Here is a 23,955-nt window from a genome sequence, read left to right on the forward strand (position 1 = left end):
GGCATTAAATTGGGTATTCGCGGGGCTGGTGCTGCACGGTCACCCACTGCACGCGGGTCATCTCGTCCATCACCCATTGGCCGCCAAAGCGGCCCATGCCCGATTCCCGCTCGCCGCCGAAGGGCGCGTTGGGCTCGTCGTTCACGCTTTGGTCGTTCACGTGAATCATACCTGTTTCCACCTGTTGGGCCAGGTGCACGCCGCGCTCCACGTTGCGGGTGTGCAGGGCGCCGCTCAAGCCGAAGTTCAGCTCGTTGGCCAGCTGCAGCATCTCTTTCTCGTCTTTGAAAGGAATGAGCGCGGCCACCGGACCGAAGATTTCATTCTGGGCAATGGGCATGTCGTTGCGCACGTTCGAGAGCACCATGGGGTAGAGCACGGCGCCTTCGGCCTGTCCGCCGCACTCAATTTTGGCGCCCTGGGCCACGCTGGCTTCCACGTCTTCCTGAATGCGCTTCACCTGCTTGTCGTCGATGAGCGGGCCGATGTCGGTGTTTCGGTCGAGCGGGTCGCCAACGGTGAGTTGTTTGGTGCGCGCCACTAGCTTGCCGCAAAATTCATCGTACACCGCCTCGTGCACCAAGAAGCGGTTAATGGCCATGCAAATCTGACCTTGGTGCATAAACTTGCCCATCATGCCGGCTGCCACGGCCTGGTCGAGGTCGGCGTCTTCCATCACAATGAACACGTTGTTGCCGCCCAGTTCCAGCGCCACCTTTTTGAGGTTTTCGCCGGCCAGCCGGCCAATGTTCTTGCCCACGGGCGTGGAGCCGGTGAAGGAAATGAGCTTGGGAATGGGGTGCGTCACAAACGCATCGCCAATGACGGACGACTTGCCCACCACCACGTTGAAGACGCCTTTAGGCAGGCCGGCTTCTTCAAACAGCTTGGCCAGCAGCGTGCCGCCGGTAGCGGGTGTTTGCGAGGCGGGCTTCACCACGATGGTGTTGCCGCAGCCCAGCGCCGGCGCAATGGAGCGCATGGACAGGTGCACCGGAAAATTCCAGGGGCTGATGATGCCCACCACGCCCAGCGGCTTGCGGTACACGCGGCTCTCCTTGCCGGGGATGTTGGAGGGCAGAATGTAGCCGTGCAGGCGCTGCGGGAAAGTGGCCGCTTCCAGAATCACTTCGCGGGCCAGCATCACCTCTACTTCGCCTTTGGCATGGGCGCCACCGGCCTCCTGCGCTATCCAGCGGGCAAATTCATCCTTGCGCTGAACCAGGATTTCGGCGGCTTTCAGCAAGAAGTCGCGGCGCTCGTGCGGCAGTAGTGCGGCCCAGGCCGGAGCGGCGCGCTCGGCCGCTTCGTAGGCTTCGTTCAGCTCGTCGGGCCCGGCGCATTTGATGGTTAGCAGGACTGAGTTGTTGTAAGGGTTGATGTCTTCGATGGTGTCGGCCTCGCGGCCGTTGCGCCAGACGCCGTCGATGTATTGCTTGTCTAGGTCTTCGTAAGCCTTCATATTTCTACTGAATAGGTTAAAGTGTTCTGTAGGCTTACGGGCAGGGCAATAAGGCCGTTCAGTCTGGCGCAAGCGCAGGGCAAGCCCTAGGTTGAGCTAGGAGCCAAGCGCGCTCCCGATTTGCGTGTCGACGAATTGTGCTGGCACGACACTGTTCGCTGTTTACCAGCCTTGGCTGATGCTACACGCAGGTGTTTTGCGCGAATTGGTAGTTCAGCTACACTATTCATTTGCCGATACCAAGAAACACTTGCTTACTGATTATTCCGCTCGCAATAGCTCCGCCCAATCTGAAGCAAATCGACTGAAAAGGGCTTTCGTAACATTGCCGTCACATGCGGTTCATCAAAAGGAAATAATTAATGCCGCACTTTGTGCCAGCATTATCTTTTGATGAATAAACTGTTAATTGGCCTCCTCTTTCTCGTGGCCGGGCGCGCTTTCGGCCAGGCTTCCGACACGACTGTACAGGCGCCACCACCCGACAAAAAGTGGTTCGAAACCTTCGCTATTCGGGGGTACGTGCAGGCCCGCTACAACCGCCTGCTCGAAACTAATCCGGACCTGGCCTGTGAGCAGTGCGACCGGTCGTGGGGGCGCAACGGAGGCGTATCGCTGCGCCGGGTGCGCATCATTTTTTTTGGGCAGCTAAGCGAGCGGGTCTACTTTTATATTCAACCCGACTTTGCAAGCACTGTTAGCGGCAGCACCTCCCTGCAGTTTGGCCAGCTCCGCGACGCCTATTTCGACGTAGGGCTTGACAAAGCCAATCAGTTTCGTATCCGCATCGGCCAGAGCAAAATCCCCTTTGGCTTCGAAAACATGCAGTCGAGCCAAAATCGGCTGCCCCTCGACCGCAACGATGCCATCAACAGCGCCTTCTCGAATGAGCGCGACCTGGGCGCTTTTTTCTACTGGGCGCCCACTGCCGTGCGCCAACGCTTTGCGAAGCTGGTGAAGGAAGGCCTAAAAGGCTCCGGCGACTACGGAGTGCTGGGCTTTGGTGTCTTCAACGGCCAAACGGCCAACCGCCCCGAGCTCAACAACCAGCAGCACCTCGTGGCTCGCCTCACGTATCCGCTGGTGCTGGGCCGGCATATCATCGAACCCGGTATTCAGGCATACTCCGGTGATTACGTGGTAGCTACCGACCAGCTGTCTACCGGCGTGAAGACCACCCCAGACCGCAGCTACCTCGACCAGCGCGTGGCGGCCACTTTTGTGCTTTACCCCCAGCCGTTTGGCGTGCAGGCCGAGTACAACATCGGCCGCGGCCCGGAGTTCAACCCGAGCACTGGCACCATCGAAAACCAATCGCTTCACGGTGGGTACCTGTTGCTCAACTACCGGATGCGCCTGCAGAAGCAGCAGTTCTACCCCTTCCTGCGGGCGCACTATTACGAGGGCGGCAAAAAGCACGAGCGCGACGCCCGCAGCTACTCGGTGCGCGAGGCCGAGTTGGGCGTGGAATGGCAGCCCGTCAGCAACTTCGAGCTGGTGACCATGTACACGCTGTCGTCGCGGCGCTTCGAGGATTTTCAGCGACCCGACAACCGGCAGCGCGGCGGCTTGCTCCGGCTGCAGGCGCAGCTTAACTTTTAAATAATGTAGGTGGCCCAACGAGGAGTCAGGAATTGCCAGCTTGCCTCTTCTCAGTTTGCGTCGGCGGCCAGCAGCTCGTTTTGCCACAGCAGCTCCTCCGCCCGAATGGGGTAGGGCACTCCCTGGCGTATGGTCTGGTGCACGGCTTCGAACAGCTGCATATAGTTGCCCGGAGCCGCGGCGTCGGAGTGGGTGGCAAGGCGGCCATCGGCTTCGGCTAGCGTGAGCCGGCCCTCCTGGCCCGGTTTCTCGTGGCCGTAGTCGGGCGCCAGGGGCGACACTCCCTGCAACAGCTGAGCTTCCTGCGGGTCGGTGCGGCCCTTTTGGTAGCTGCCCTGGGCGCCGTGAAGCACGTAGGCCGGACCGGGGTCGGCCACGAGCAAGCCGGATGTCAGCCACACATTCAGGCCCTTGGGGTAGCGCAGGTGCAGCGAGAAAAAGTCGTTGACTTGGCTGCCCGGGCGGTACTGCCCCATGGTTTTGTGGAAGCCGAGGGGTTGGCCAAACAGGCTGATGGCCTGGTCGATGAGGTGCGGGCCCAGGTCGTAGAGGAGGCCGCTGCCGGGCAAGGGCTCTTCCTTAAATTTCTTGGTGTTAAGGCTGGGTTTGTAGCGGTCGAAGCGGAAATGCACTTCGATGAGCTGGCCCAGCTGCCCACTCTCTATCACGCGGCGCACGGCGCCGAAGTCACTGTCCCAGCGGCGATTTTGATAGGCTAGCAGGTGGCGGCCCATTTGCTGCGCCAGAGCCTCCAGGGCCTGTATCTCGGCTACGGACGTGGCCACCGGTTTTTCCAGCAGCACGTGTTTGCCGGCTCGCAGGGCTTGCTGGGCCAGGCCGAAGTGGGTGTTGCTGGGCGTGTTCACCACCACCAGCTCAATGGCAGGGTCGGCCAGCAACTCGTCCACGCTCGGGTAGCTGCGAATGGCGGGGTAGTCCAGGTGCATGCGCCGCTCGGTGCGCTCCACCACTGCCTGCAAGTCAAAGCCGGAATGCGCGCTCAAAAAGGGCGCGTGAAAAAGTTTGCCCGACATGCCGTAAGCTAGCAAGGCGGTGCGAATAGGGGCAGTGCTCATAGCCCAAAGTAACGCAGACGCCTCCCAACCACCAGTCCAACCCCAACGCAAGCCAATGGCTGGAGGAAGGGCAAGGATTTTGCTTAGCTAACAAGCAAAGTAGGATAAGAAGGGGATGTGAAAAAGGACATTGCTCAGAAAATTATTGATAATCAAGTGGTATTAATCTTTAACGACGGTGGTTGATGTGTTGCTTTTTTGATTGTGCCTAACTTGTACCGGGTTTTTTAACTCAACACTCGGCACTATACTTTATGCCAGGTGTTTGTGCTAAAAAAAGCAGCCCATCAACTTCTGAATTTGTCATTTATTCGGTGCGACGAATAGGGCAAGAGAGGGGCTGGTGATGAGTTGCTCTTAATCTTGCCCAGATACAGTGCGCGGCTTGCTACCCAAGCCATTATTACAGACTACAATTAGACTATATGAAGCGATTAGCTATTCTTACTTCGTGGTTCGGCCTGCTATTGGGCACCTATACCGCGGCCCAGGCTCAGGCCCAGCCGAAGGCGTCGCCACCCGTAGCGGCTACCACCGCCCCACCGACGGCAGCGGCCCCGCGCTACCAATTGGGCAAGCTCTCGACCGACCCCGCCCAGTACATGCTGGACGTGCAGAGCATGATGGCCGCCACCAACAACGCGGCTGCCCGGGCCACTGCGGCCCGGCTCCAAACGCTGTGGGGCACCAACCGCCTCACCTCGTCGCAGCAGGCGCGCATCGTGGCGTTATCGCAAACCATGCTGGCCAAGAAGTTTCGGCCCCGGCCCCACTTCGAGCTCTTTTTTGGTGCCATAGTTGGCGGAGCTACCACGGCCAAGCTCAGCGACCAGCAAATGGACCAGTACCTCGATGTGCTGGGCCAAACGCTGGAGAAAGAAGCGCCGCAGGAAACCGAGAAGTTTATTGCCAGTACCAACCGCTTCTTGAATGGCGGCTACCTGCACCGCTCAGGCTACAGCACGCTACGGGCCGTGGGCGGCACCGTAACGTTTGCGTATTCGCCCGTAGCTGCCCCGGTTTCCAACCTGGAGTTTGGCGCACCCACCCCGGCGCCTAAAAAAGAAGAAGCCCTGCCCGCCGCGCCCGCCGTGAAAAAGCCCGCAGCTGTGGCCAAGGCACCGGTGAAAGCCGCCCCCAAGCCCGCTGTTAAGAAGAAAGCCAGCAGCAGCGGCTGGGACACCGCCGACATGTGGTCGTCGCCCTCGGGTGGTGGCTGGGGCGATACTGACGACGGCTGGGGTGCTCCCGTGAAAAAAGCCCCCGCCAAGCCCGTTGCCAAAGCACCGGCTAAAGCCGGTCCGGCCGCGGCCAAAGCCGCAACGCCCGCTGCCAAGCCAGCCACGGCCGTAGTAAGTGCCGCCGATTTCGACGCTCCCGCTGCTGCTTTCACCCCCTCGGCTTTGCCTTATGACGACTACCTGGCCCCGCCTACCCGAGGTGCCGTGATTGTGGTGAAGGATGCTGACTTGGTCCTGGGCTCAGCCGGCGACTCGGTCATGCTTAAGAAAGTAAGCGGCACGGCCGTGCCCAACTCAAACCGGTTTGTGGCCACCGGCGGGCAGTTTGCCTGGAATATCAAGGCCAACCCCGTAACGGCTGAGCTGGAAGGGTTTGACTTAGATATGGCCAAGCCCGAATTCACGGCTCAGACCGTGACGGTAGCGTATCCAGCCGTGCTGGAGGCGCCCGTAAAAGGCTCCCTGAGCTACAAGAACGTGCGCCGCAAGTCCGGCACCACCGAAACTGGGTACCCCCGCTTCATCTCCCTCACCAACAACGCCCGCATCAAAAACCTGGGCGAGAACCTGCAGTACCGCGGCGGCATCTCCATGGCCGGCAGCAAGGTGCTCAGCGCCGCCCTCGACGGCTCTCCGTCCAACCTCATCGTGAGCCTGGACGGCAAGCCCAAGTTCAAGGCCACGTCGCGGGCTTACGTACTCGGCGACTCCATTATCACGGCCAGCCGCGCCGCGGTTACCATCTACCAGGGCGCCAAGGACTCGGTGACGCACCCCGGCGCCGAGCTCAAGTACAACAAGGGCAAAAAGGAACTGAAGCTTGCCCGCGAAGAAGGACTCTACAAAAACACGCCCTACAGCGACTCCTACCATCAGCTCGACATCCGCACCGAGGCCCTGACCTGGAACCTGGGCCAACCCACCATCGACTTTGCCGTGCTGTCGTCGAAAAACCAGCAGGCAGCCGACTTCGAAAGCAAGGAATTCTTTACCAACAGCCGCTACCAGCAGCTCAAGAGTATCAACCGCCTGCACCCGCTGCAAATGCTGTTGGGCTACAGCCAAAGCCACGGCAACGTCAAAACCATCAACGTGAGCACCCTGGCTACGGAGCTCAAGACCTCGGAGCCCAACATGCGCAGCGCCATGGCTGGCCTGGCGCGCGACGGCTACGTGCAGTGGGTGCCGCAAACCGGCGAGGTCATCATCTTGCCCAAGGGCTCGCACTACGTGGCCTCGGCCCGCGACCGCAAAGACTACGACCACATTGCCATCAAGTCCCTCTCGGGCTCGGGCCGCAACGCCACCCTCAACCTGGTCACCAATGAGTTATTAGTTCGGGGCGTGGAGCGCTTCAACTTCACCGACGACTCGGCCACGGTGTTTGTGAAGCCGGACAGCGCCATTATCCGCATCCAGAAAAACCGGAACATCAACTTCAACGGCACCGTGGTGGCCTCGGCCATGCGCTTCCGCGGCCGCGATTTCAAGTTTGACTACGACGGCTTCTACGTCGACATGGCCAAGATTGACTCCATCGTCATTCGCAGCGAAGCCAAGGACGCCAAGGGCCGACCCACCGGCAAGCACGCCGACTTTGCCCTCACCAACAAAGGCAAGGTCTCGACCGGCCGTCTCTTCCTCAACGACCCCAACAACAAGTCGGGCCGCAAGAAGAAGGGACAGTACCCGGCCTTCGACTCTCAGAGCGGGGCCAACGTGTATTTCGGCAAGCAGTCGGTACTGGGCGGGGCCTACGACTCGACCATGGTGTTCGACATTCCGCCGTTTAAGCTCGACTCGCTCAACGGCATCAGCAAGTCGGCATCGGGCTTTAACGGCACCTTCCGCAGCGGCGGCATCATTCCGGATATTCAAACCAAGCTCACGGTGCAGGAAGACGGCGCGCTCGGCTTCGTGTACGATGTGCCCAAAGATGGATTTCCGCTGTATAAAGGCCGCGGCCGCGTATTCAACAAGGTGAAGATGGACGGCGGGGGCCTGCAGGCCGACGGCAGCATCAGCTACCAAACGGGCACGTTCACATCGAATAAGTTCGTGTTCTACCGCGACTCGGTGGTGACGGTGGGCCGGTCGGGCCAGATTGGGGCCAAGAAATCCGACGGCGTCGACATTGCCAAGATGACCTTGCCGCCCAACTACCTCATGCACTGGGATGTGAGCCGAGACTCCATGTTCTTGAGCACGCCCAGCTCGGGCGAGCCCATCCGCCTCTACAGCACCGCCGACCGCAAGGCCAAAACCGTGTCGGGGTACAACTTCAAGGGCACGGCCCTGCTCACGCCCAAAAGCACGGGCGGCAGCGGTACCCTCGACGGGCCCCAGTCTTTTATTAAGTCGCCGGAATTCATCTTTAAGAACGGTGGCTATTCCGGGCGTCGGTCCACGCTCAACGTGAAATCGGCCGAGGCCAACAAGCCGGCACTTACGGCCAACGAAGTGTCCTTCGACTATAACATAGACAAGGGCTACGCCGACTTTAAGCGCGAGGAAGGCAGCAAGGCCAGCATCGACCTGCCGTACTCCAAGTTTAAAACCACCCTGAGCGGCGGACGCTGGGACTTCAACAAAAAGCAAGTGCAGCTCCGCGTAGCGGCCAATGCCGACTCCACCAAGTCGTACTTCTACAGCACCAATTCCGACCAGCTGGGCCTGAAGTTCAAGGCCGCCACCGGCGTCTACGACCTGGCCAAGTACCAGATGAAAGTGGGTGGCGTGCCCTACATCGCCGCCGCTGATGCCTGGATTATTCCTGACTCGGGCAAGGTTAACATCTTGGCCAACGGCCGCATTCAGCGCTTCAAGAACGCCACCGTCGAGCTCGACTCATTGGGCAAGTTTCACCGACTTGTGAGAGGCACGATAGAAGTGGTATCGAAGGAGGCTTTTACCGGCAACGCCGAATACAGCTTCAAAACGGCCCGCGACACGGTTGCCCTACGCTTCTCTAACTTCGAGCCCGACCCGGCCGCCATTCTGGCTGGCAAGGGCAAGCTGATAAAGCTGCTGCAGCGCGACAAAGACAAGAAAGACGGCTTCGAATCGACGACCTTAGCTGGCCCGCCCACCGTGGCTACGGCGGTGGTCAACTCCTCTACCAAGTTCCAGCTTACCCCCCGCATTGGCTACCGAGGCAACGTGCAACTGCACTCGCAGCGCCGCGGCTTCGCCTTCGACGGCCAAGTGCAGCTGCAGTTCGGCAAAGACCGCAACTCGGCTGCCTGGGTGGCCGTGAAAGACTCCATCGATCCCAAGAACTTCAGCCTCAACCTCAAGGACATCAAGGCCGAAGACGGTACGCCGCTCATAACCGGCCTGTTCCTCTCCGATGAGAGCAACAAGGTGTACCCGCTCTACGCTGCCACGTTGCCCAGTAAGGCCGACGTGCCCATTCTGACGGTAGACGGCAACTTGCGCTACGACGACAAAAATGGTGTTTACACCATCTCGCGCAACGACATGAGCGACGTTAATGCCTACGAGGGCGCTGCTCTTATCTACACCGATGCCACCAATTCGCTGAAGTTTAGAGGGCCGATGACGTTCATTACCTCGAACAAAAACTACAAGATGGTAGGCAGCGGCGTGGGCACCGCCAACCCGGACAGCGCCCGCTACGCCGTGGACGCCATGCTCGGCATCGACATCGATATGCCTCAGAAGGCCATTGATGTGATGGGCGCCGAGCTAGCCAAGCTCACCAAAGGCTCGCCCGAGGCCCAGGACGGTTCCGGAAACGAGCTCTACAAGCTGGCGCAATTCATTGGCAACAAAGCCACGGAGGCCTATTCCATGCGCAAGGGCAGCCCCGAGTCCATCATGAAGCTGTCGCCCAAGCTGATGCACACCATCTTGCTAAGCCGGGTGAACCTGCGCTGGAACGAGAAGCGGCGGGCCTGGTATTCGGTGGGTAAAATTGGCTTGTCCGGTGTGGGCAAACAGCCCCTCAACGCCCTCATCGACGGCCACATCGAAATCCGTCGCGAAAACTCCACCGATGTAGTGGAAATGTACCTCGAAGTGGAGCCGCAAAGCTGGTACTACCTCAAGTATGCCAACAACCTGCTGCTGACCAAGTCGCCGAGCGAAAGCTTTGAAAACGAAATCAGAAGCAAGGCCAAGTACGACTACAATACGGCCACCAGCTACGGGGCCTTCGTTGGCGACTTCTCGGACGTGGATGCCTTCCGCTCGCATTTCCAGAAAGACTACCTGGGCAAGAGCGGCAAGCTAGCGACCCGGCCCGCCAACCCCGCCCCGGCCGACAACTTCGACACCGTAGACAGCAAGAAAAAGAAAAAGGGCAAAGGCGACGACGCCTTCGGCACCGCCGACCCCAGCGCTCCCGAAGCTGCTCCCGAGCCCGCTAAAAAGAAGAAAAAAGCCAAAGCCAACGACCCCTTCGGCGACGGCGTGATGGACGATGCCACCGCTCCGGTGGCGCCAGCGCCCGCGCCCGCCAAGAAGGAGAAAGCCAAGGAAGCGGCTCCCGATGCAGCCCCCGACCCTGTCGTGGACAAAAAAGAAGCCGAGCGCCAGGCCAAGGAAAAGGCCAAAGAAGACGAACGGCTGAGAAAGCAGGAGGAGAAACAGAAGAAGGACGAAGAGAAGCGCAAGAAGAAAGGCACCGAAGACCCCTTCGGCGACAGCTAAGCGCTTTCCTGCAAGGCAGCAACGCAAAACGGTCATGCCCAGCATGGCCGTTTTGCGTTTAGGAGCAAAAGGCCGTAATCGTTGCTTCGCGCTACATTTATCCCCGCATGAACTATTTCTACATTCTCCTTGCCCTCGTGGCTGCTTACCTGCTCGGCTCCATCCCGACGGCCCTGTGGGTCGGCCGCCGCTTCTTTGGCCTGGCCGATATCCGGGAGCACGGCTCCGGCAACGCCGGTGCCACCAATACCTTTCGGGTGCTGGGCCCCAAAGCTGGCTCCGCCGTGCTACTCGTCGATGCCCTGAAGGGATTTGTAGCGGCCTACTTTCTACCCGCGTGGCTGGTGGCGCAGGGGGCCATTGCTCCCGAGCACGAGCTATATTTCAAGCTGGCGTGTGGCGTGTTGGCCATTGTGGGCCACATCTTCCCGGTATTTGCGCAGTTCCGGGGCGGCAAAGGCGTGGCCACTGTGCTGGGCATGATGCTGGGCGTGGCGCCCGCCACGGTGGGCGTGTGCATGTTGGTGTTTATCGTGATGCTGCTGCTGTTTCGCTACGTGTCGTTGGCCAGCATGACGGCCGGCCTCACCTTCGCGCTGCTGCAGCTGCTGCCTCAGTTTCGCCCCGCGCAACCGTTCATGATTTACGTAGGCTTTGTGCTGGCCGCGCTGCTCATCTACACCCACCGGGCCAATATTGAGCGACTCCGGAGTGGGACCGAGAGCCGCGTGCCGCTGTTTGGGCGGAAGTAAGCCCTGTGAGGAGACTCAACTCGGGCAGTAGTTTAAGCAGCTATAACACTACAGCGGATTTCAGGTCTGTGTACAGCGCGTTCAGTAGCGCGAACTTTGTAGTTCGCGTCCCCGCGCCGTTAAAGTCGTTCGGGTTTCCGCCGGGGACACGAACTACAAAGTTCGCGCTACTGAACGCGCTGTACAATAACCTGAAATCGTTCTAGGTTCTTCAAACGCCAGAGCCTTTGATAATGGGCTCAAGGTTTCATATTAAGTGACAACTTGTCCAACCAGTTCTCTCTATCCTTATGCTCCGTTTTCTATTTCTGCTACTCTTTGCGTTGCCAGCCGTAGCGCAGAAATACAATGCCGAGCTAGCTACGCCGCCGACTGGCTTTACCTGGCAGGCACTGCCCGAAATCAAAGGTGCCATGCTGTTGCCGGAGGGTTGGTATTTCAAGCCCGAAGGCCAAAAAGATGCCAACGCCTACTTTCTGACCCTAGAGGAAATTGTGGAAGGTGGTGAGTTTCAAACCGGCATCACCATCAACGTAAATCGCAAATTGAAAGCCAAAACTGGCCTAGCTGCGCCCAACTACGCCAAGGCCTTTAGCGCCCGCGGGGGCATTGGCCCCAACTTGGAGCTGCTGGAAAAGCAAGCCACTGTAGACGGCCCTTTTCATAAGTATATGGTGCGTTACCGGGCAGCGCTGCCCGATGCAGACCCCAAAATCATCTACCAGCTGGCCATTGGCAATGCCAAGACCGATACGCTGTACACCGTCGTTTTTGAAAGCCCGGAAAAAGACTGGACCGAAGCCTGGAAGCTGGGCGAAGTGATGCTGAAAGAGCTGGTGCTGGACTCGCGGCAGTAGTCTTTACTGTTCTGGCTCTGCATCGGTCCCGGCTGGCTACTTTTACTCCACTGTTCCCAACCCATCACCCTTCAACTCCTGCCTCGCATGGCCAATTATCTTTCCGACAACCAAACCCGCTTCCTCGACGAGCTGATTGACTGGCTCCGCATCCCCTCCGTTTCGGCCGACCCCAAGTTTCACGGCGACGTGCTGCGGGCCGCTGATTACCTGAAAACGCGCCTCGAAGAAGCCGGCGTTAACAACGTCGAAATCTGCCCCACGGCCGGCAATCCCATCGTCTACGGCGACTACCTCACCGACCCTAGCAAGCCTACCGTGCTGGTCTACGGCCACTACGACGTGCAGCCCGCCGACCCTTACGAGCTGTGGACCTCGCCGCCCTTCGAGCCGGTGATTAAGGACGAGAAAATCTACGCCCGCGGCGCCTGCGACGACAAAGGCCAGGTGTACATGCACGTAAAGGCCTTCGAGATGATGATGCGCGATGGCCAGGGTGGCGTGCCCTGCAACATCAAGTTCATGTTCGAAGGCGAAGAAGAAATCGGGTCCAACAACCTCGAAATCTTCGTGAAAGCCAATAAAGAGAAGTTGAAGGCCGACGTCATTCTCATTTCCGATACTGGCATCCTGGCCAACGACGTGCCCAGCATTGAAGTGGGCCTGCGCGGCCTGAGCTACCACGAAGTAACCGTGACCGGCCCCAACCGCGACCTGCACTCCGGCCTCTACGGTGGCGCCGTGATGAATCCCATCAACGCCCTCTGCCAAATGATTGCCAGCCTGCACGACGAGAACGGCCACATCACCATCCCCGGCTTCTATGACAACGTGGACGAGCTCAGCGCCGAAGAGCGCGCCGAAATGGCCAAAGCCCCGTTCTCCGAAGAGGAGTTCAAGCAGAGCATTGGCCTGCCCGCCACGGCCGGCGAAAAAGGCTACTCCAGCATGGAGCGCACCAGCATCCGGCCCACGCTCGACGTGAACGGCATCTGGGGCGGCTACACCGGCGAGGGCGCCAAAACCGTCATTGCCTCGCAGGCCCACGCCAAAATCTCCATGCGCCTGGTGCCCCATCAGACCAGCGCCGAAATCACAGCGCTGTTCCAAAAGCACTTTTCCAGCATTGCCCCGGCCGGCGTTACGGTGGAAGTGCGCCCCCACCACGGCGGCGAGCCCGTGGTAACGCCTACCAACTCGGTGGCATACAAAGCCGCCGCCGATGCCATGGAAACCACCTTTGGCAAACGCCCGGTGCCCACGCGCGGCGGTGGGTCCATCCCCATCGTGGCCATGTTCAAGTCGGAGCTGGGCCTCGATACCGTGCTGCTCGGCTTTGGCCTCGACTCCGATGCCATTCACTCTCCCAACGAGCATTTCGGCGTGTTCAACTTCCTGAAGGGCATCGAAACCATCCCGCATTTCTATCGCAACTACGCGGCTGCGCAGTAAGCACAAAGCAGGTATCAAACCCAAAAGGCCCGGCTTCTATGCAGAAGCCGGGCCTTTTGGGTTTGATACGCGGGCTAATTATTCGCCGAACAAGTAACCCAGCTGAAACTGAACCACCGAGTTACGGGCCTGCCCACCGCCACTGTAGGTACTGCGGATGCCGCCGTTGTACCGCACGCCCACTTCCAGGTGCAGCGGCAGCTGGTAACCCACGCCAACCACGTAGCCCAGGTCGAGCCGGCGGGTATATTCAGTCGCATCTGTCGTCGTGGTGGTAGCGAGAACGGTGCTGGAACTTCTGGTGTCGGTTGTTTCCGCATTAAGCAGGTAGCCGGCCTGCGGGCCTGCTTCGACATACAAGCCCTGAAACTTTAGGCGCAGCAACACCGGCAGGTCGAGGTAGTTGAAGCCGGTTTGTGTGCGGCTGCTAAAACCGTTCGGTCCGGTCGCATCCAGCCGCAAGCCCTTTTGGGAAAACAGCAGCTCTGGGTGCAGCGACAGCTTATCGCTGAGGGCTGCGTCGGCCATCACCCCGGCCGTGGCCCCTACCAGCCTTCGCACCCCCACCACATTGTAGTTTGTGAGAGTAGCCAAATTGACGCCCGCCCGAAAACCATAGCGAACGTTTTGGCCCTGAGCAGTTGCGGCAAACCCTGTTAGCAGGCCCAAGCAAACGATAATTTTTTTCATCGGAGAAAGTGAAATTGGTAGAAGGGAAGTAGAAGGCAGGGGTGAAGCATTTGCCTGACAGCAAGGCCACTCAAACTGCCTCCTTCTTTTTTGGTGAGTGCCGATGCCAAACGCACAGCCCAGCTGCTACGCCGGAATCAGCATTATCGCAAGGCCCCCAGGCTATTTGCCCCCAAACATGTACCCCACGTACACCTGAAAAGCGCTATTGCGGGCTCGCGGCTGTATGGTCAGGGCGCCGAACGACTCCGCCTTGGTAACGTCACGGAAGCCGCCGTTGTAGCGCAGGCCCAGCAGCAGCCCGCTGCTTGTTTCGGAGCCGAGACCCAGGGCATAGCCGAAGTCCACGTCATTGAAAGAGCTTTTGTTCGACACATTGAAACTCATTTTGTTGCTCTCATACGAAGCCTTGGCGCTCATCAAAACCCCCACTTGGGGGCCCGCTTCCAAAAACAACTGCCCCAGCTTTGCCTTTGCCAGCACCGGCACGTCCACGTAGTGCATCGTTTGCGTGCCCGTCACAGTCGAGCCATTGAAGGAATATTTGGTTTGGGCCCCCTTCATAGAATACAATAATTCGGGCTGAATAGAAAACCTGTCGGTAACGCTTAATTCGGCTATCAAGCCCCCGTGGTAACCAAGCCTGTTATTAATGTCCGAGTCGACATCTTTGCCCACGAAGGTGGTATACGACCCGCCAGCCTTAATACCGAAGCGAGAACCTTGCGCATGTCCAACCATGCTGCTGCCCACGAGCAGCGTAGAAAAGAGGAGAAGTTTTTTCATTGAAGAAATTGAGGTAGAATTAGAAAAATAATATAAAGCTACGGGTGGTGCACCGTTCCGCAAACCGTTCAGCAAAAGAAAAGCCCGGCTTCTTCTCAGAAAGCCGGGCTTTGCTTTTGCTGAGCGCAGTGGGTTTAGCGCCTGCCGAAGGAATACGTCAGATAGAGCTGAAACACACTGTTGCGGGCCCGGTCTTGGTAAGTGGTGGTGCCCTGCAGATACTCCTTGCCAATGTTGGTGAACGCACCGTTGTAGCGTAGTCCGGCGCCCAAGCCCGATTTGCGCTGGTAGCCCAGGCCCGCCAGGTAGCCGAAGTCGATGGAGTTGTAGCTGTTCTTAATGTCGGTCGAGGCGTTGCCAACCTTGGATTTGGCACTCAACAAAAAGCCCACTTGTGGCCCTGCCTCCACAAAGAAACCGTTGGTGTTGACGTGAAAGGCCAATGGCACGTCCACGTAATTAAAACGGTAGGTAGCGTAGTTCTTTTCGAAGCCCGGGCTATTCAAGGGCTGCTTCGTGCCCTTTTGCGAATACAAAAGCTCGGGCTGAAAGGCAATGTGATTGCTAAGGCTAAGGTTGGCAAAAAGGCCGGTGTGAAAGCCGAAAATGTTTTCCAGCGACTTAGTGTCTTCCCCAGCAAATCCGGACAGCGAAGCGCCCACCTTTACCCCCAGGGCCGGGTTGCCGCGCTGGGCGTGGGCTGCGCCGTGCAGACCAGCGACGAGAAGGAGCGAAAGAGTTAATTTTTTCATAATTCGGCAGATTGGTTACTGCCGCAAAACTACAACGGCAGCCTCTGCACAGGTCATAAATGTTGCTGGCTTCCCAAAATCTCAGAACAAGGTGGCGATGGGGCATCTTTGATTCTAGCGCTTGCGCCAATGCCTTATGCGTATGCCTGGCAGCATCACCTAATCACAAAAGCCTGCCACTGAAACAGCGACAGGCTTTGGAGTTGGGGAACGAAGACCAGCTATTTGCCGCCGAACATATAACCTAGTTGGAATTGAAATACAGAGTTGCGCGTCACGGCGCCGGCCACCGAAGGGTCGCTTAGGTCACTAAAGCCGCCGTTATAGCGCAGCCCCAGGCTCGGGCCGCTGGCCAATTGGTAGCCCAGGCCCAATACGTAGCCGAAATCAACCTTGCGAGTGCCATCGGTGCTATTGGTCGAAGCAGTGCGGCCGCCAACCTCCTCGGTGGTTTTCTGCGACACCAAAAAACCGACTTGTGGCCCAAGCTCGAAGAAAGGGCCGTCGGCGTTGAACTTCACCAACACCGGAACGTCCAGGTAGTTGAGGCGGCCTTCGCGCTTGTAGTTGCTCACTTCGTATTTGGTGCCCTTCATCGAGTACAGCAGTTCGGGCTGCACCGAGAGCAGGTCCGAGAAACCAAAGTTGGCGGCCAGGCCACCATTGGCGCCTATGATGCTTTTGAGTTCGCGGGTATTATCCCCGGTCACGTTGGCTAGGTTCACACCAGCCTTCAAGCCAAAGGTTACGTTTTGAGCTTGTGCGGCGGCGGTAACGCCAACCAGTAGGCCCAGAGATAGAATAACTTTCTTCATTATTTAAAAAGAGACGACAAAATAAAAAGCGGCAGAACCAGACGGTAAACTCTGCGCAAATGCACAGAGCCACTTGCTCAGCTACGCAGAAAGCATGCCTAATTATTGATAGATATAGTTAATCAGAATAAAGAAAATCAGGCTGGGGCTGGCCTTTTACAATAAGCACTGGTTTTACAAACTATAGAACTGCATTAAGCATTATGCGCAGCCTTGCGGGCTTCCGCAGCAACGCGTAAATAAAAAGCCCGGCTCTGCGGTAGAGCCGGGCTTTTTTAGTGCTGGATTCAGCTTATGAAGCGAGCTTATTTGCCGCCGAATGCGAAGCCAACATACAGCTGGAAAGCGCTATTACGCGACTTGTCGCTGTCGTTGTTGTTATTCTTGTTGATGTCGGAAATGCCGCCGTTATAGCGCAGGCCAATCATGGGGCCGCTCTCAGCTTGGTAGCCCAAACCCACTGCGTAGCCGAAATCAACCGATTTAACATTTTCCTTAAAATCTTCCGACTGGCTGCCATTGGTCACTTTAGCAGTGGTAAGAAAACCTACCTGAGGGCCGCCTTCGAAAAACAACCCGCCGGCGTTTACTTTCACTAGCACCGGAACATCAATGTAGTTTAGCTTAACCTTAACGTCGCTCATGTCTTTCATTTGGGCGCCTTTTTGCGAATACAGCACTTCGGGCTGAATCGAAATCAGGTCACTCAAACCAAAATTCGCAAAAACACCGCCAAGCAGGCCGATTTTGCTTTCTGCATCGCTGTCGTCTTTGCTGGTAATGGTGCTGTAGTTAACACCACCCTTCAGGCCAAAACGAACTTCTTGGGCTTGGGCTGCCGTGGCAACGCCAGCCAGCAAACCGAGGGATAAAATTACTTTTTTCATGGGTGTGAGAGAAAAAAAGGTGAGGAGAGAGAAAATTAAGCCGCAAAGCTATGAGTAAATTTTTAAGTAGATACTAAAGTATAGTAGTAATGCCTCAGGGGGAATCATCATAGATTATACTGCCTCTTCGCTGAACGCAGGAAACAAGGATATGTGAAAGATAATAAATTGTAATTAAATGATAAAATTTATAAAGAAATAATATTGCTCTCCTGGGTGATGCATAAAAAAACGCTGACTGCCATTGGCAGCCAGCGTTTTAAATTTTAGCTTAGACTTGTTGCGAAGAGCCTAGCGGCCCAGCGGCAAGAGGTAGCCAAGTTGCAGGGTGAAGGCGTTGTTGAACGCCTTGGGCTCGTTGTCGGTGTTCTTGGAATCAATGAGGGAGTTGAAGCCACGAGCGTAGCGCAGGCCCAAACTCAGGCCGGCCTCGCTCTGGTAGCCGATGCCCGCTACGCCAGAAATGTCAAATTGAGCCAAATCAGACTTGTCGGAACCGCTCTGGAAGGCGCCCGAGTAATTCTGGAAGCTGCCGTTGTCCTCCACCTTGTCCTTGGTGCCGTCCGTGTACTTGGTGGTGGTTTGTTGCTTGTTTTTGGAGCCAAACAAGTAGCTTACTTGCGGGCCAAGCTCAAAGAAAAGGCCGCCAGCGTTGATTTTGGCCAACAGGGGTACATCCAAGTAGTGTAGCACTCGCTGCTGCTCGAACTCTACTTTGGAGATGTTGCCGCTCACGCTTTTCTGAGTTGATTTGATTTCGTAGCCTTTGCGGTTGTACAGCAACTCGGGAGCAAACGAAAAGAAGCCGTCGCTGCTGATGGGAATGCTCAACCCGATGCCGCCGTTGTAGCCCAGCTTGTAAGAACCAAGACCACTGTCGTAGTTAGGGCCGGTGATTTGCGAAACATTGGCGCCGGAAATATTCGAGTAAGTGGCACCGGCCTTCAGGCCAATGCGGAAACCGCCTGCATCTTGTGCTTGGGCAACGGATACGCTCAAAAGGGACAAGCCTAGTACTGCAATCTTTTTCATGGCAGATAATGTAATGTGAGGTTAATTAAAGTGAATAGGTCGTTCACTGGTCCTCTATTTGTTTGCCAGTGAATTCGGGCCTCTTACCGTACAAACGAGGCAGAAGGTTGCGTAAAAAGTAATATTTAACGGGCATTTAATGCCCCGGCACATCCAGTCAGTGGGCTGTAAAAAGAAGGTAAACAAGCGGCCCTCAGGCACTTCGCGCAGTAGTAAGAACACCTAAGAAAATAGAGGCAGCACGGACAGTTGCGGGCTTGCTTGGGGCCCATTTGCCTGCCCGATAAGCATGGTAGGGAGCTCTCTTTTCAAACCGGCCCTAAGCTCATACCGCGTCTTCGCTACAACCACTCCCGGCACGTAGCTATGCATAAACCGAGCTAAATGGTCGCAAAAAAGCCCGGCTCCTTTTACAGAAACCGGGCTTTTTTAAGTTCATGGTTGCTTCAGCCGATTGGCTTAGCTGCGACCGGGGAATGCGAAGCCCAGTTGAAACTGGAATACCGAGTTGAGAACCCGGGCGTCGCCGTAAAGGCTCCGCAGGCCGCCATTGTAGCGCACGCCTACGTTGGGGCCGCTGGCTAGCTCGTAGCCTACGCCAACAACATAGCCCAGGTCAAGGCGACGGGTGTCGCCGGTACGCAGGCCTACGTCACCTTTCGTGGACTGGCCAATGCGGTAACCGGCTTGCGGGCCCGCTTCAAAAAGAAGCCCGGCGGCGTTCAGGCGCATCAGCAGCGGCACGTCGATGTAGTGAAACGTAGTTCTTTGGTTGGCCGACCCTTGCTTGTACTGGAAGCCCTTCTGGGAATACAGCAGCTCGGGGTGGAATTGCACTAAGTTGCCAACGCCAATGGTGGAAGTAGTGGTGATACCGGCTTGGAAACCAAAGCGGTTTTGGGTGTTGTCGCCAAAGCGAGCATCGGCATCTCTGCCGTTAACGTTGGCAGCTACAACACCGGCCTTGAGGCCAAAACGGGGGGCAGTTTGGGCAGATGCGGCACCGACAACGCCGGCTAGCAGCCCAAGGGTTAGAACGAACTTTTTCATAGCGAAAAAAATAAAAAAATGGGTGGATAAGACAGGTTCATCAATTGTAAGTCCTCTCTATTCAACGGCAGTAATGCAATCTGGTTGCAAAAAATTGATGTTTTTAAGGTAGAAACTGTGTACCCATCCTTGTTTATTGATAGTCATTTTATTACTCAAATAAATCAACATTTTTGAATAGCTGAGACTTAAATGCACTTGATAAAACAGGACTATCAAATGAAGTTAGAAAGCGCTTTAACCACTATTTTTGACGCTTACTTGCATATCCATGGCCTTGCTATCTTATTGCTTTCTTCGTCGCGGATGCTTTGCCCTGCTGGTCTTAAGCTGCAGCTTTGGCAGCGCAGTACGGGCGCAAGAGTACGCTGCCGAGGAAGTGCCCCCGCGCGCTCCGCTGATAGTGGGGGCGTATGCCCATGGCAGCATCATCATAGCGCACACCAATTCCCTGCGCCACTTGGTGACCTCACACCCCACGGGTTTCGAGCTGAACTTTCAGCGGCAAACCACCGGTGCCGAGCCTTGGCACGGCTGGTATAAGTATCCCAAAGTGGGGCTGGCTCTCATCTACTACAACTTTCACAACCCCATTCTGGGTCATGTGGTAGCGGCGAGCCCATACATAAGCAAATCGTTCTCGCACGGGCCCCGGCACGACCTGAGCTTTCGCCTTGGCACGGGGCTGGCCTACATCACCAATCCTTATAACCGCGAAACCAACTACAGAAATAACATGTCCAGCTCGGCGTTCAACGCCACGATACAGCTGCGATTTGAGTACGATTACGCCCTTACGCCCCGCCTCGGCTTGCTGGCGGGCCTGGGTCTCAACCACTATTCCAACGGCGCTACTTCCAAACCCAATCTGGGGGCCAACCTGCCCACGCTAGTGCTGGGCCTCAACTACCACGAGTTTCGCGCGGTTCCCCGCGTGAACGCCAACGCTCCTGCCCCCGCCGACCTGGGCCGAACCTTCTACAACGTGAGCACCAGCCTGGGCTATAGGCAACGCGTCGAAAGAGACCCCCGGAAGTTTGCGGTGTACTCCCTTACGGCGGCCGTGGGCCGGCGCGTCAACCGCAAGTCCAACTTGGTAGCCGGGGTCGACGGGTTCTACGACACGTCGCTAACAGCTCAGCTGAAAGACACCACCCGTGCCGGCATCAAGTATCCCGACGTGAAAAAGGCGGGGGTGTTTGTGGGCCACGAGCTGCTTTTTGGCCGCTTGGCGTTTGTGTCGCACTTGGGCATCTATGCATACAGTCCTTACAAATCGTCCACGTTCTACTACGAGCGGCTGGGGCTGAAATATCAATTTACCAACGTGGCCTTTGGGTCGGTCGACTTAAAAGTTCACCGTGGCTCAGCCGATGTAATTGAGTTTAGAATAGGAGCGCGGCTGTAGTAGCCGCCTGTACTACTTCATTGACAGTGGTTGCAGTTTCGTTGCGCTGTTCGATGGTTCGGGAAAGCAAAGACAACGTCGCTGCCGAACCCAACCAACGTTACCTGCTCACAAGCGCTTTATTAATCTGGCTCACCAGCGCCGGCCCTTCGTAGATGAAGCCGGTATAGAGCTGCACCAACGAAGCCCCCGCCGCCAGTTTCTCCTGCGCATCGGCGGCCGAATGAATACCGCCCGCGCCGATAATGGGCAGGGCCCCATCGCTGCGCTGGTGCAGGTAGCGAATAACTTCTGTGGCCCGGGCCCGCAAAGGCCGGCCGCTCAAGCCGCCCGCACCGAGGGATGTTACGTGGGCGGCATCGGTTTGGAGGTTGTCGCGGCTGATGGTGGTGTTGGTGCCCACTAGGCCGCTTAGCTTGGTTTCGCGAGCTATTTCCAGGATGTCGTCGAGCTGCGAATCGGTGAGGTCGGGCGCAATTTTCAGCAGTAGTGGGCGTGGCGTAGCGCGGCTCAAATTCCGCTCCTGCACTTGCTGAAGCAGCTCAATCAGCGGCTTTTTTTCCTGGAGCTGGCGCAGGTTGGGCGTGTTGGGAGAGCTCACGTTCACCACAAAATAGTCTACCTCCTCAGCCAGGGCCTCAAAACACGCCACGTAATCTTCGGCGGCCCTCTCGTTGGGCGTGTCCTTGTTCTTGCCGATGTTGCCGCCAATGATGAGCTGGCGGTTCTTACGCTGGGCTAGGCGGGCGGCCACTACCGCCGCGCCGTCGTTGTTGAAGCCCATGCGGTTCACCAAGGCCTCGTCTTGCGGCAGCCGGAACAGGCGCGGCTGCGGGTTGCCGGACTGAGGCCGCGGCGTCACGGTGCCAATCTCCACAAAGCCAAACCCCAGCGTCGCCAATTCGTCGGTCAGGGCCGCATTCTTATCAAACCCCGCGGCCAAGCCCACCGGGTTGGGAAATTTCAGGCCAAACACCTCCCGCTCCAAGCTGGGGTGTTGGAAATTATACAGCCCCCGCAACACGGCCTTGGCACCGGGCACACTGGCCGCCCGGCGCAGGTTATCGAAAACCAAGTGGTGGGCGCGCTCGGCGTCGATATTAAACAGTGCAGGTTTGACGAGTGCCTTGTACATAGTTTTTTAGCCGGCCCAACCTTCTCGGTCGAGGCTGCGGTATTGAATGGCTTCGGCCAGGTGTTGAATTTGAATCTCTTCGGTGCCGGCCAGGTCGGCAATGGTGCGGGCCACTTTCAGGATGCGGTCGTAGGCCCGGGCCGAGAGGCCGAGGCGCTCCATGGCTGTTTTTAACAGCATGCGGCCCGCCGGGTTTATCTCGCAGAGGTCTTTCACCATTTGCGGCGGCATCATGGCATTGGAATGCACGTCGGGATAGTCCTTAAACCGCATTTCCTGCACCTGCCGGGCCTTATCGACACGCGGCTGAATCTCGGCACTGGTTTCGGCCTTGCGCGTCTCCGTCATCTGGTCAAATGTCACGGGCGTGACTTCCACGTGTAGGTCAATGCGGTCGAGCAATGGCCCGGAGACTTTATTTAAATACTTCTGTACTACCCCAGGTCCGCACACGCATTCCTTTTCAGGATGGTTGTAATAACCACATGGACAGGGGTTCATGCTCGCGATGAGCATGAAGTTGGCCGGGAATTCAATGCTGACTTTGGCTCGGGAGATGGTGACGCGGCGCTCTTCCAGCGGCTGGCGCATCACCTCCAGCACCGTGCGCTTAAACTCCGGTAGCTCATCCAAAAAAAGCACGCCGTTGTGCGAAAGCGAGATTTCGCCCGGCTGCGGATTGCTGCCCCCGCCTACTAGGGCCACGTCCGAGATGGTGTGGTGGGGTGCTCGGAACGGCCGCGTGCTCAGCAGCCCGCCGCCCGCCAGCTTGCCGGCCACGGAATGAATCTTGGTGGTTTCGAGCGCTTCCTGCATGCTCAGCGGCGGCAAAATGCTGGGCAGGCGCTTGGCCAGCATGGTTTTGCCTGCGCCGGGCGGGCCTATCATAATCACGTTATGACCACCGGCCGCGGCAATCTCCAGCGCCCGCTTGATGTTCTCCTGGCCCTGCACATCGGCAAAGTCGGCCGTGTATTTGTTCACGGCGTGCAGGAACAAGTCGCGGGTGTCAACTTTGGTCGGTTCAATTTCCAGCCGGCCCTCGAAGAAGTCGATGGCCTCCTGCATGCTCGCCACGGCTATCACATCAAGGTTGTTGACAATGGCCGCTTCCTCGGCATTTTCCTTGGGCAGAATAATTCCCTTGAAACCCTCCTTGCGCGCCTGAATGGCAATGGGTAATACGCCCCGAATGGGCCGCAGATTGCCATCGAGCGACATTTCCCCCATGATGATGTACTCGTGCAGCCGGTCAGTATTCAGCTGCTGCGAAGCGTGCAGAATACCCAGGGCAATGGGTAGGTCGTAGGCCGCGCCTTCCTTTCGGATATCGGCCGGCGCCATATTGACGACCACTTTGGTGCGGGGCATGCGGTAGCCGCGCAGCTTCAGCGCCGCCTCAATCCGCTGTTGGCTTTCCTTAATGGCATTATCGGGCAAACCCACTACATAAAAAAGCGTCCCCGCCGACACCACTACCTCAATGGTAATGGTGTAGGCATTGACGCCCTGCACGGCTGAGCCAAAAGTCTTGGTGAGCATGGTGGTAACTTCAGCTTATAGCTGAAGCAAAATTGAACAAGTGGTAGAGATAAGCCCAGCAATTTAAGCCAAGCAGCGCGAATGCTGCTTAACCTACAGCCGTGCTCACAGCACCAGCTTCTCAATCAGCATAATCAGGATGTGAATCACCTTGATGTGGATTTCCTGAATTCTATCGGCGTAGCTGGAGTGGGGCGCTCGTATCTCCACATCGCTGATGCTGGCCAGCTTGCCACCGTCCTTGCCAGTCAAGGACACTACCAGCATGCCAGCGGCTTTGGCAGCTTCGGCGGCGCGTAGCACGTTGGGCGAGTTGCCGCTGGTGCTGATGGCCAAGAGCACATCGCCCGAACGGCCCAGGGCTTCCACAAAGCGGCTGAATACAAACTCGAACCCGTAGTCGTTGGCCACGCAGGTCATGTGCGAGGCTTCGGTGATGGCGATGGCGGCCAGGGCGCGGCGGTCGCCGCGGTAGCGGCCGCTGAGCTCTTCGGCGAAGTGCTGGGCGTCGCAGAGGCTGCCACCGTTGCCGCAGGACAGGATTTTGCCGCCGTTGCGCAGGCTGCGGGACATCAGCTCAGCGGCCTCCGCGATAAGGGCCAAATTGGCCGGAGCCGACAAAAACCGGTCGAGCACGTCGCGGGCTTCGGCCAGCTCAGCGCGGATGAGGTCGGGGAGCAGGAGAGTATCGGGCACTTAAGAGAGTATTCGGTATTGAATCGTCAGGGGCCGGCGCAGGTGG

At 57.5% G+C, this 23,955-nt stretch carries 18 protein-coding genes; 6 read left to right on the forward strand and 12 right to left on the reverse strand.

All coding sequences use genetic code 11. The features are described 5' to 3' along the window. Positions 1–4 precede the first annotated feature (4 nt). Complete coding sequence (locus BMZ66_RS11505; RefSeq protein WP_092672726.1) at positions 5–1,462, reverse strand: aldehyde dehydrogenase family protein; 1,458 nt, start codon at positions 1,460–1,462, stop codon at positions 5–7. Positions 1,463–1,855: 393 nt separating this feature from the next. On the opposite strand from BMZ66_RS11505, the gene BMZ66_RS11510 reads away from it, so the two are divergent. Then, complete coding sequence (locus tag BMZ66_RS11510; protein WP_092672729.1) at positions 1,856–3,064, forward strand: porin; 1,209 nt, start codon at positions 1,856–1,858, stop codon at positions 3,062–3,064. 50 nt (positions 3,065–3,114) lie between these two features. On the opposite strand, the gene BMZ66_RS11515 is transcribed toward BMZ66_RS11510, so the two are convergent. Beyond that, positions 3,115–4,140 (reverse strand): Gfo/Idh/MocA family oxidoreductase, encoded by a 1,026-nt coding sequence (locus BMZ66_RS11515; RefSeq protein ID WP_092672732.1) that lies wholly within the window; start codon positions 4,138–4,140, stop codon positions 3,115–3,117. Between the two features lie 425 nt (positions 4,141–4,565). Here BMZ66_RS11515 and BMZ66_RS11520 point away from each other — a divergent pair, with 425 nt between their 5' ends. The 4 genes from BMZ66_RS11520 to BMZ66_RS11535 all read left to right on the forward strand — a co-directional run bounded on the left by BMZ66_RS11520 (position 4,566) and on the right by BMZ66_RS11535 (position 13,116). After that, the gene (locus BMZ66_RS11520) at positions 4,566–10,055 is read left to right on the forward strand and encodes a hypothetical protein (protein ID WP_143080163.1); all 5,490 of its coding nucleotides are present in this window, start codon (positions 4,566–4,568) and stop codon (positions 10,053–10,055) included. Between the two features lie 107 nt (positions 10,056–10,162). Further along, positions 10,163–10,807 (forward strand): glycerol-3-phosphate 1-O-acyltransferase PlsY, encoded by a 645-nt coding sequence (gene plsY, locus BMZ66_RS11525; protein ID WP_092672738.1) that lies wholly within the window; start codon positions 10,163–10,165, stop codon positions 10,805–10,807. 290 nt (positions 10,808–11,097) lie between these two features. Next, a complete protein-coding gene (locus BMZ66_RS11530) occupies positions 11,098–11,664 on the forward strand; it encodes a hypothetical protein (RefSeq protein ID WP_092672741.1) in 567 nt (188 codons plus the stop codon). A gap of 87 nt (positions 11,665–11,751) precedes the next feature. After that, positions 11,752–13,116 carry a dipeptidase gene (locus tag BMZ66_RS11535; protein WP_092672744.1) on the forward strand — a complete coding sequence of 455 codons (1,365 nt, stop codon included), beginning with the start codon at positions 11,752–11,754 and terminating at the stop codon, positions 13,114–13,116. A gap of 78 nt (positions 13,117–13,194) precedes the next feature. Here the strand turns inward: BMZ66_RS11535 and BMZ66_RS11540 are convergent, their stop codons facing one another. From BMZ66_RS11540 to BMZ66_RS11570, 7 genes are all read right to left on the reverse strand, one after another. Further along, positions 13,195–13,806, reverse strand: a complete 612-nt coding sequence (locus tag BMZ66_RS11540) for a porin family protein (protein WP_092672747.1) — start codon at positions 13,804–13,806, stop codon at positions 13,195–13,197. Between the two features lie 162 nt (positions 13,807–13,968). Beyond that, a complete protein-coding gene (locus tag BMZ66_RS11545) occupies positions 13,969–14,592 on the reverse strand; it encodes a porin family protein (RefSeq protein ID WP_092672750.1) in 624 nt (207 codons plus the stop codon). A gap of 134 nt (positions 14,593–14,726) precedes the next feature. Next, entirely contained in the window at positions 14,727–15,344 is a 618-nt protein-coding gene (locus BMZ66_RS11550; RefSeq protein ID WP_092672753.1) for a porin family protein, read from the reverse strand. 221 nt (positions 15,345–15,565) lie between these two features. After that, entirely contained in the window at positions 15,566–16,159 is a 594-nt protein-coding gene (locus tag BMZ66_RS11555; protein ID WP_092672756.1) for a porin family protein, read from the reverse strand. 305 nt (positions 16,160–16,464) lie between these two features. Beyond that, a complete protein-coding gene (locus BMZ66_RS11560) occupies positions 16,465–17,046 on the reverse strand; it encodes a porin family protein (protein ID WP_092672759.1) in 582 nt (193 codons plus the stop codon). A gap of 291 nt (positions 17,047–17,337) precedes the next feature. Further along, the gene (locus BMZ66_RS11565) at positions 17,338–18,078 is read right to left on the reverse strand and encodes a porin family protein (RefSeq protein ID WP_092672762.1); all 741 of its coding nucleotides are present in this window, start codon (positions 18,076–18,078) and stop codon (positions 17,338–17,340) included. Positions 18,079–18,537: 459 nt separating this feature from the next. After that, on the reverse strand, positions 18,538–19,128 hold the full coding sequence (locus tag BMZ66_RS11570) for a porin family protein (RefSeq protein WP_092672765.1): 591 nt from the start codon (positions 19,126–19,128) through the stop codon (positions 18,538–18,540). A gap of 271 nt (positions 19,129–19,399) precedes the next feature. Here BMZ66_RS11570 and BMZ66_RS11575 point away from each other — a divergent pair, with 271 nt between their 5' ends. Further along, the gene (locus BMZ66_RS11575; protein WP_092672768.1) at positions 19,400–20,536 is read left to right on the forward strand and encodes an acyloxyacyl hydrolase; all 1,137 of its coding nucleotides are present in this window, start codon (positions 19,400–19,402) and stop codon (positions 20,534–20,536) included. Between the two features lie 100 nt (positions 20,537–20,636). Here BMZ66_RS11575 and BMZ66_RS11580 read toward each other — a convergent pair whose 3' ends face one another. From BMZ66_RS11580 to lpcA, 3 genes are all read right to left on the reverse strand, one after another. Continuing rightward, the gene (locus BMZ66_RS11580; protein WP_092672771.1) at positions 20,637–21,671 is read right to left on the reverse strand and encodes a quinone-dependent dihydroorotate dehydrogenase; all 1,035 of its coding nucleotides are present in this window, start codon (positions 21,669–21,671) and stop codon (positions 20,637–20,639) included. 6 nt (positions 21,672–21,677) lie between these two features. After that, positions 21,678–23,213, reverse strand: coding sequence for a YifB family Mg chelatase-like AAA ATPase (locus BMZ66_RS11585; RefSeq protein ID WP_092672774.1), 1,536 nt, complete (start codon positions 23,211–23,213; stop codon positions 21,678–21,680). 105 nt (positions 23,214–23,318) lie between these two features. Next, the gene (lpcA, locus tag BMZ66_RS11590) at positions 23,319–23,909 is read right to left on the reverse strand and encodes a D-sedoheptulose 7-phosphate isomerase (RefSeq protein ID WP_214606984.1); all 591 of its coding nucleotides are present in this window, start codon (positions 23,907–23,909) and stop codon (positions 23,319–23,321) included. Positions 23,910–23,955 lie beyond the last annotated feature (46 nt).

It is taken from the genome of Hymenobacter arizonensis (assembly GCF_900115775.1).
Lineage (GTDB): Bacteria > Bacteroidota > Bacteroidia > Cytophagales > Hymenobacteraceae > Hymenobacter > Hymenobacter arizonensis.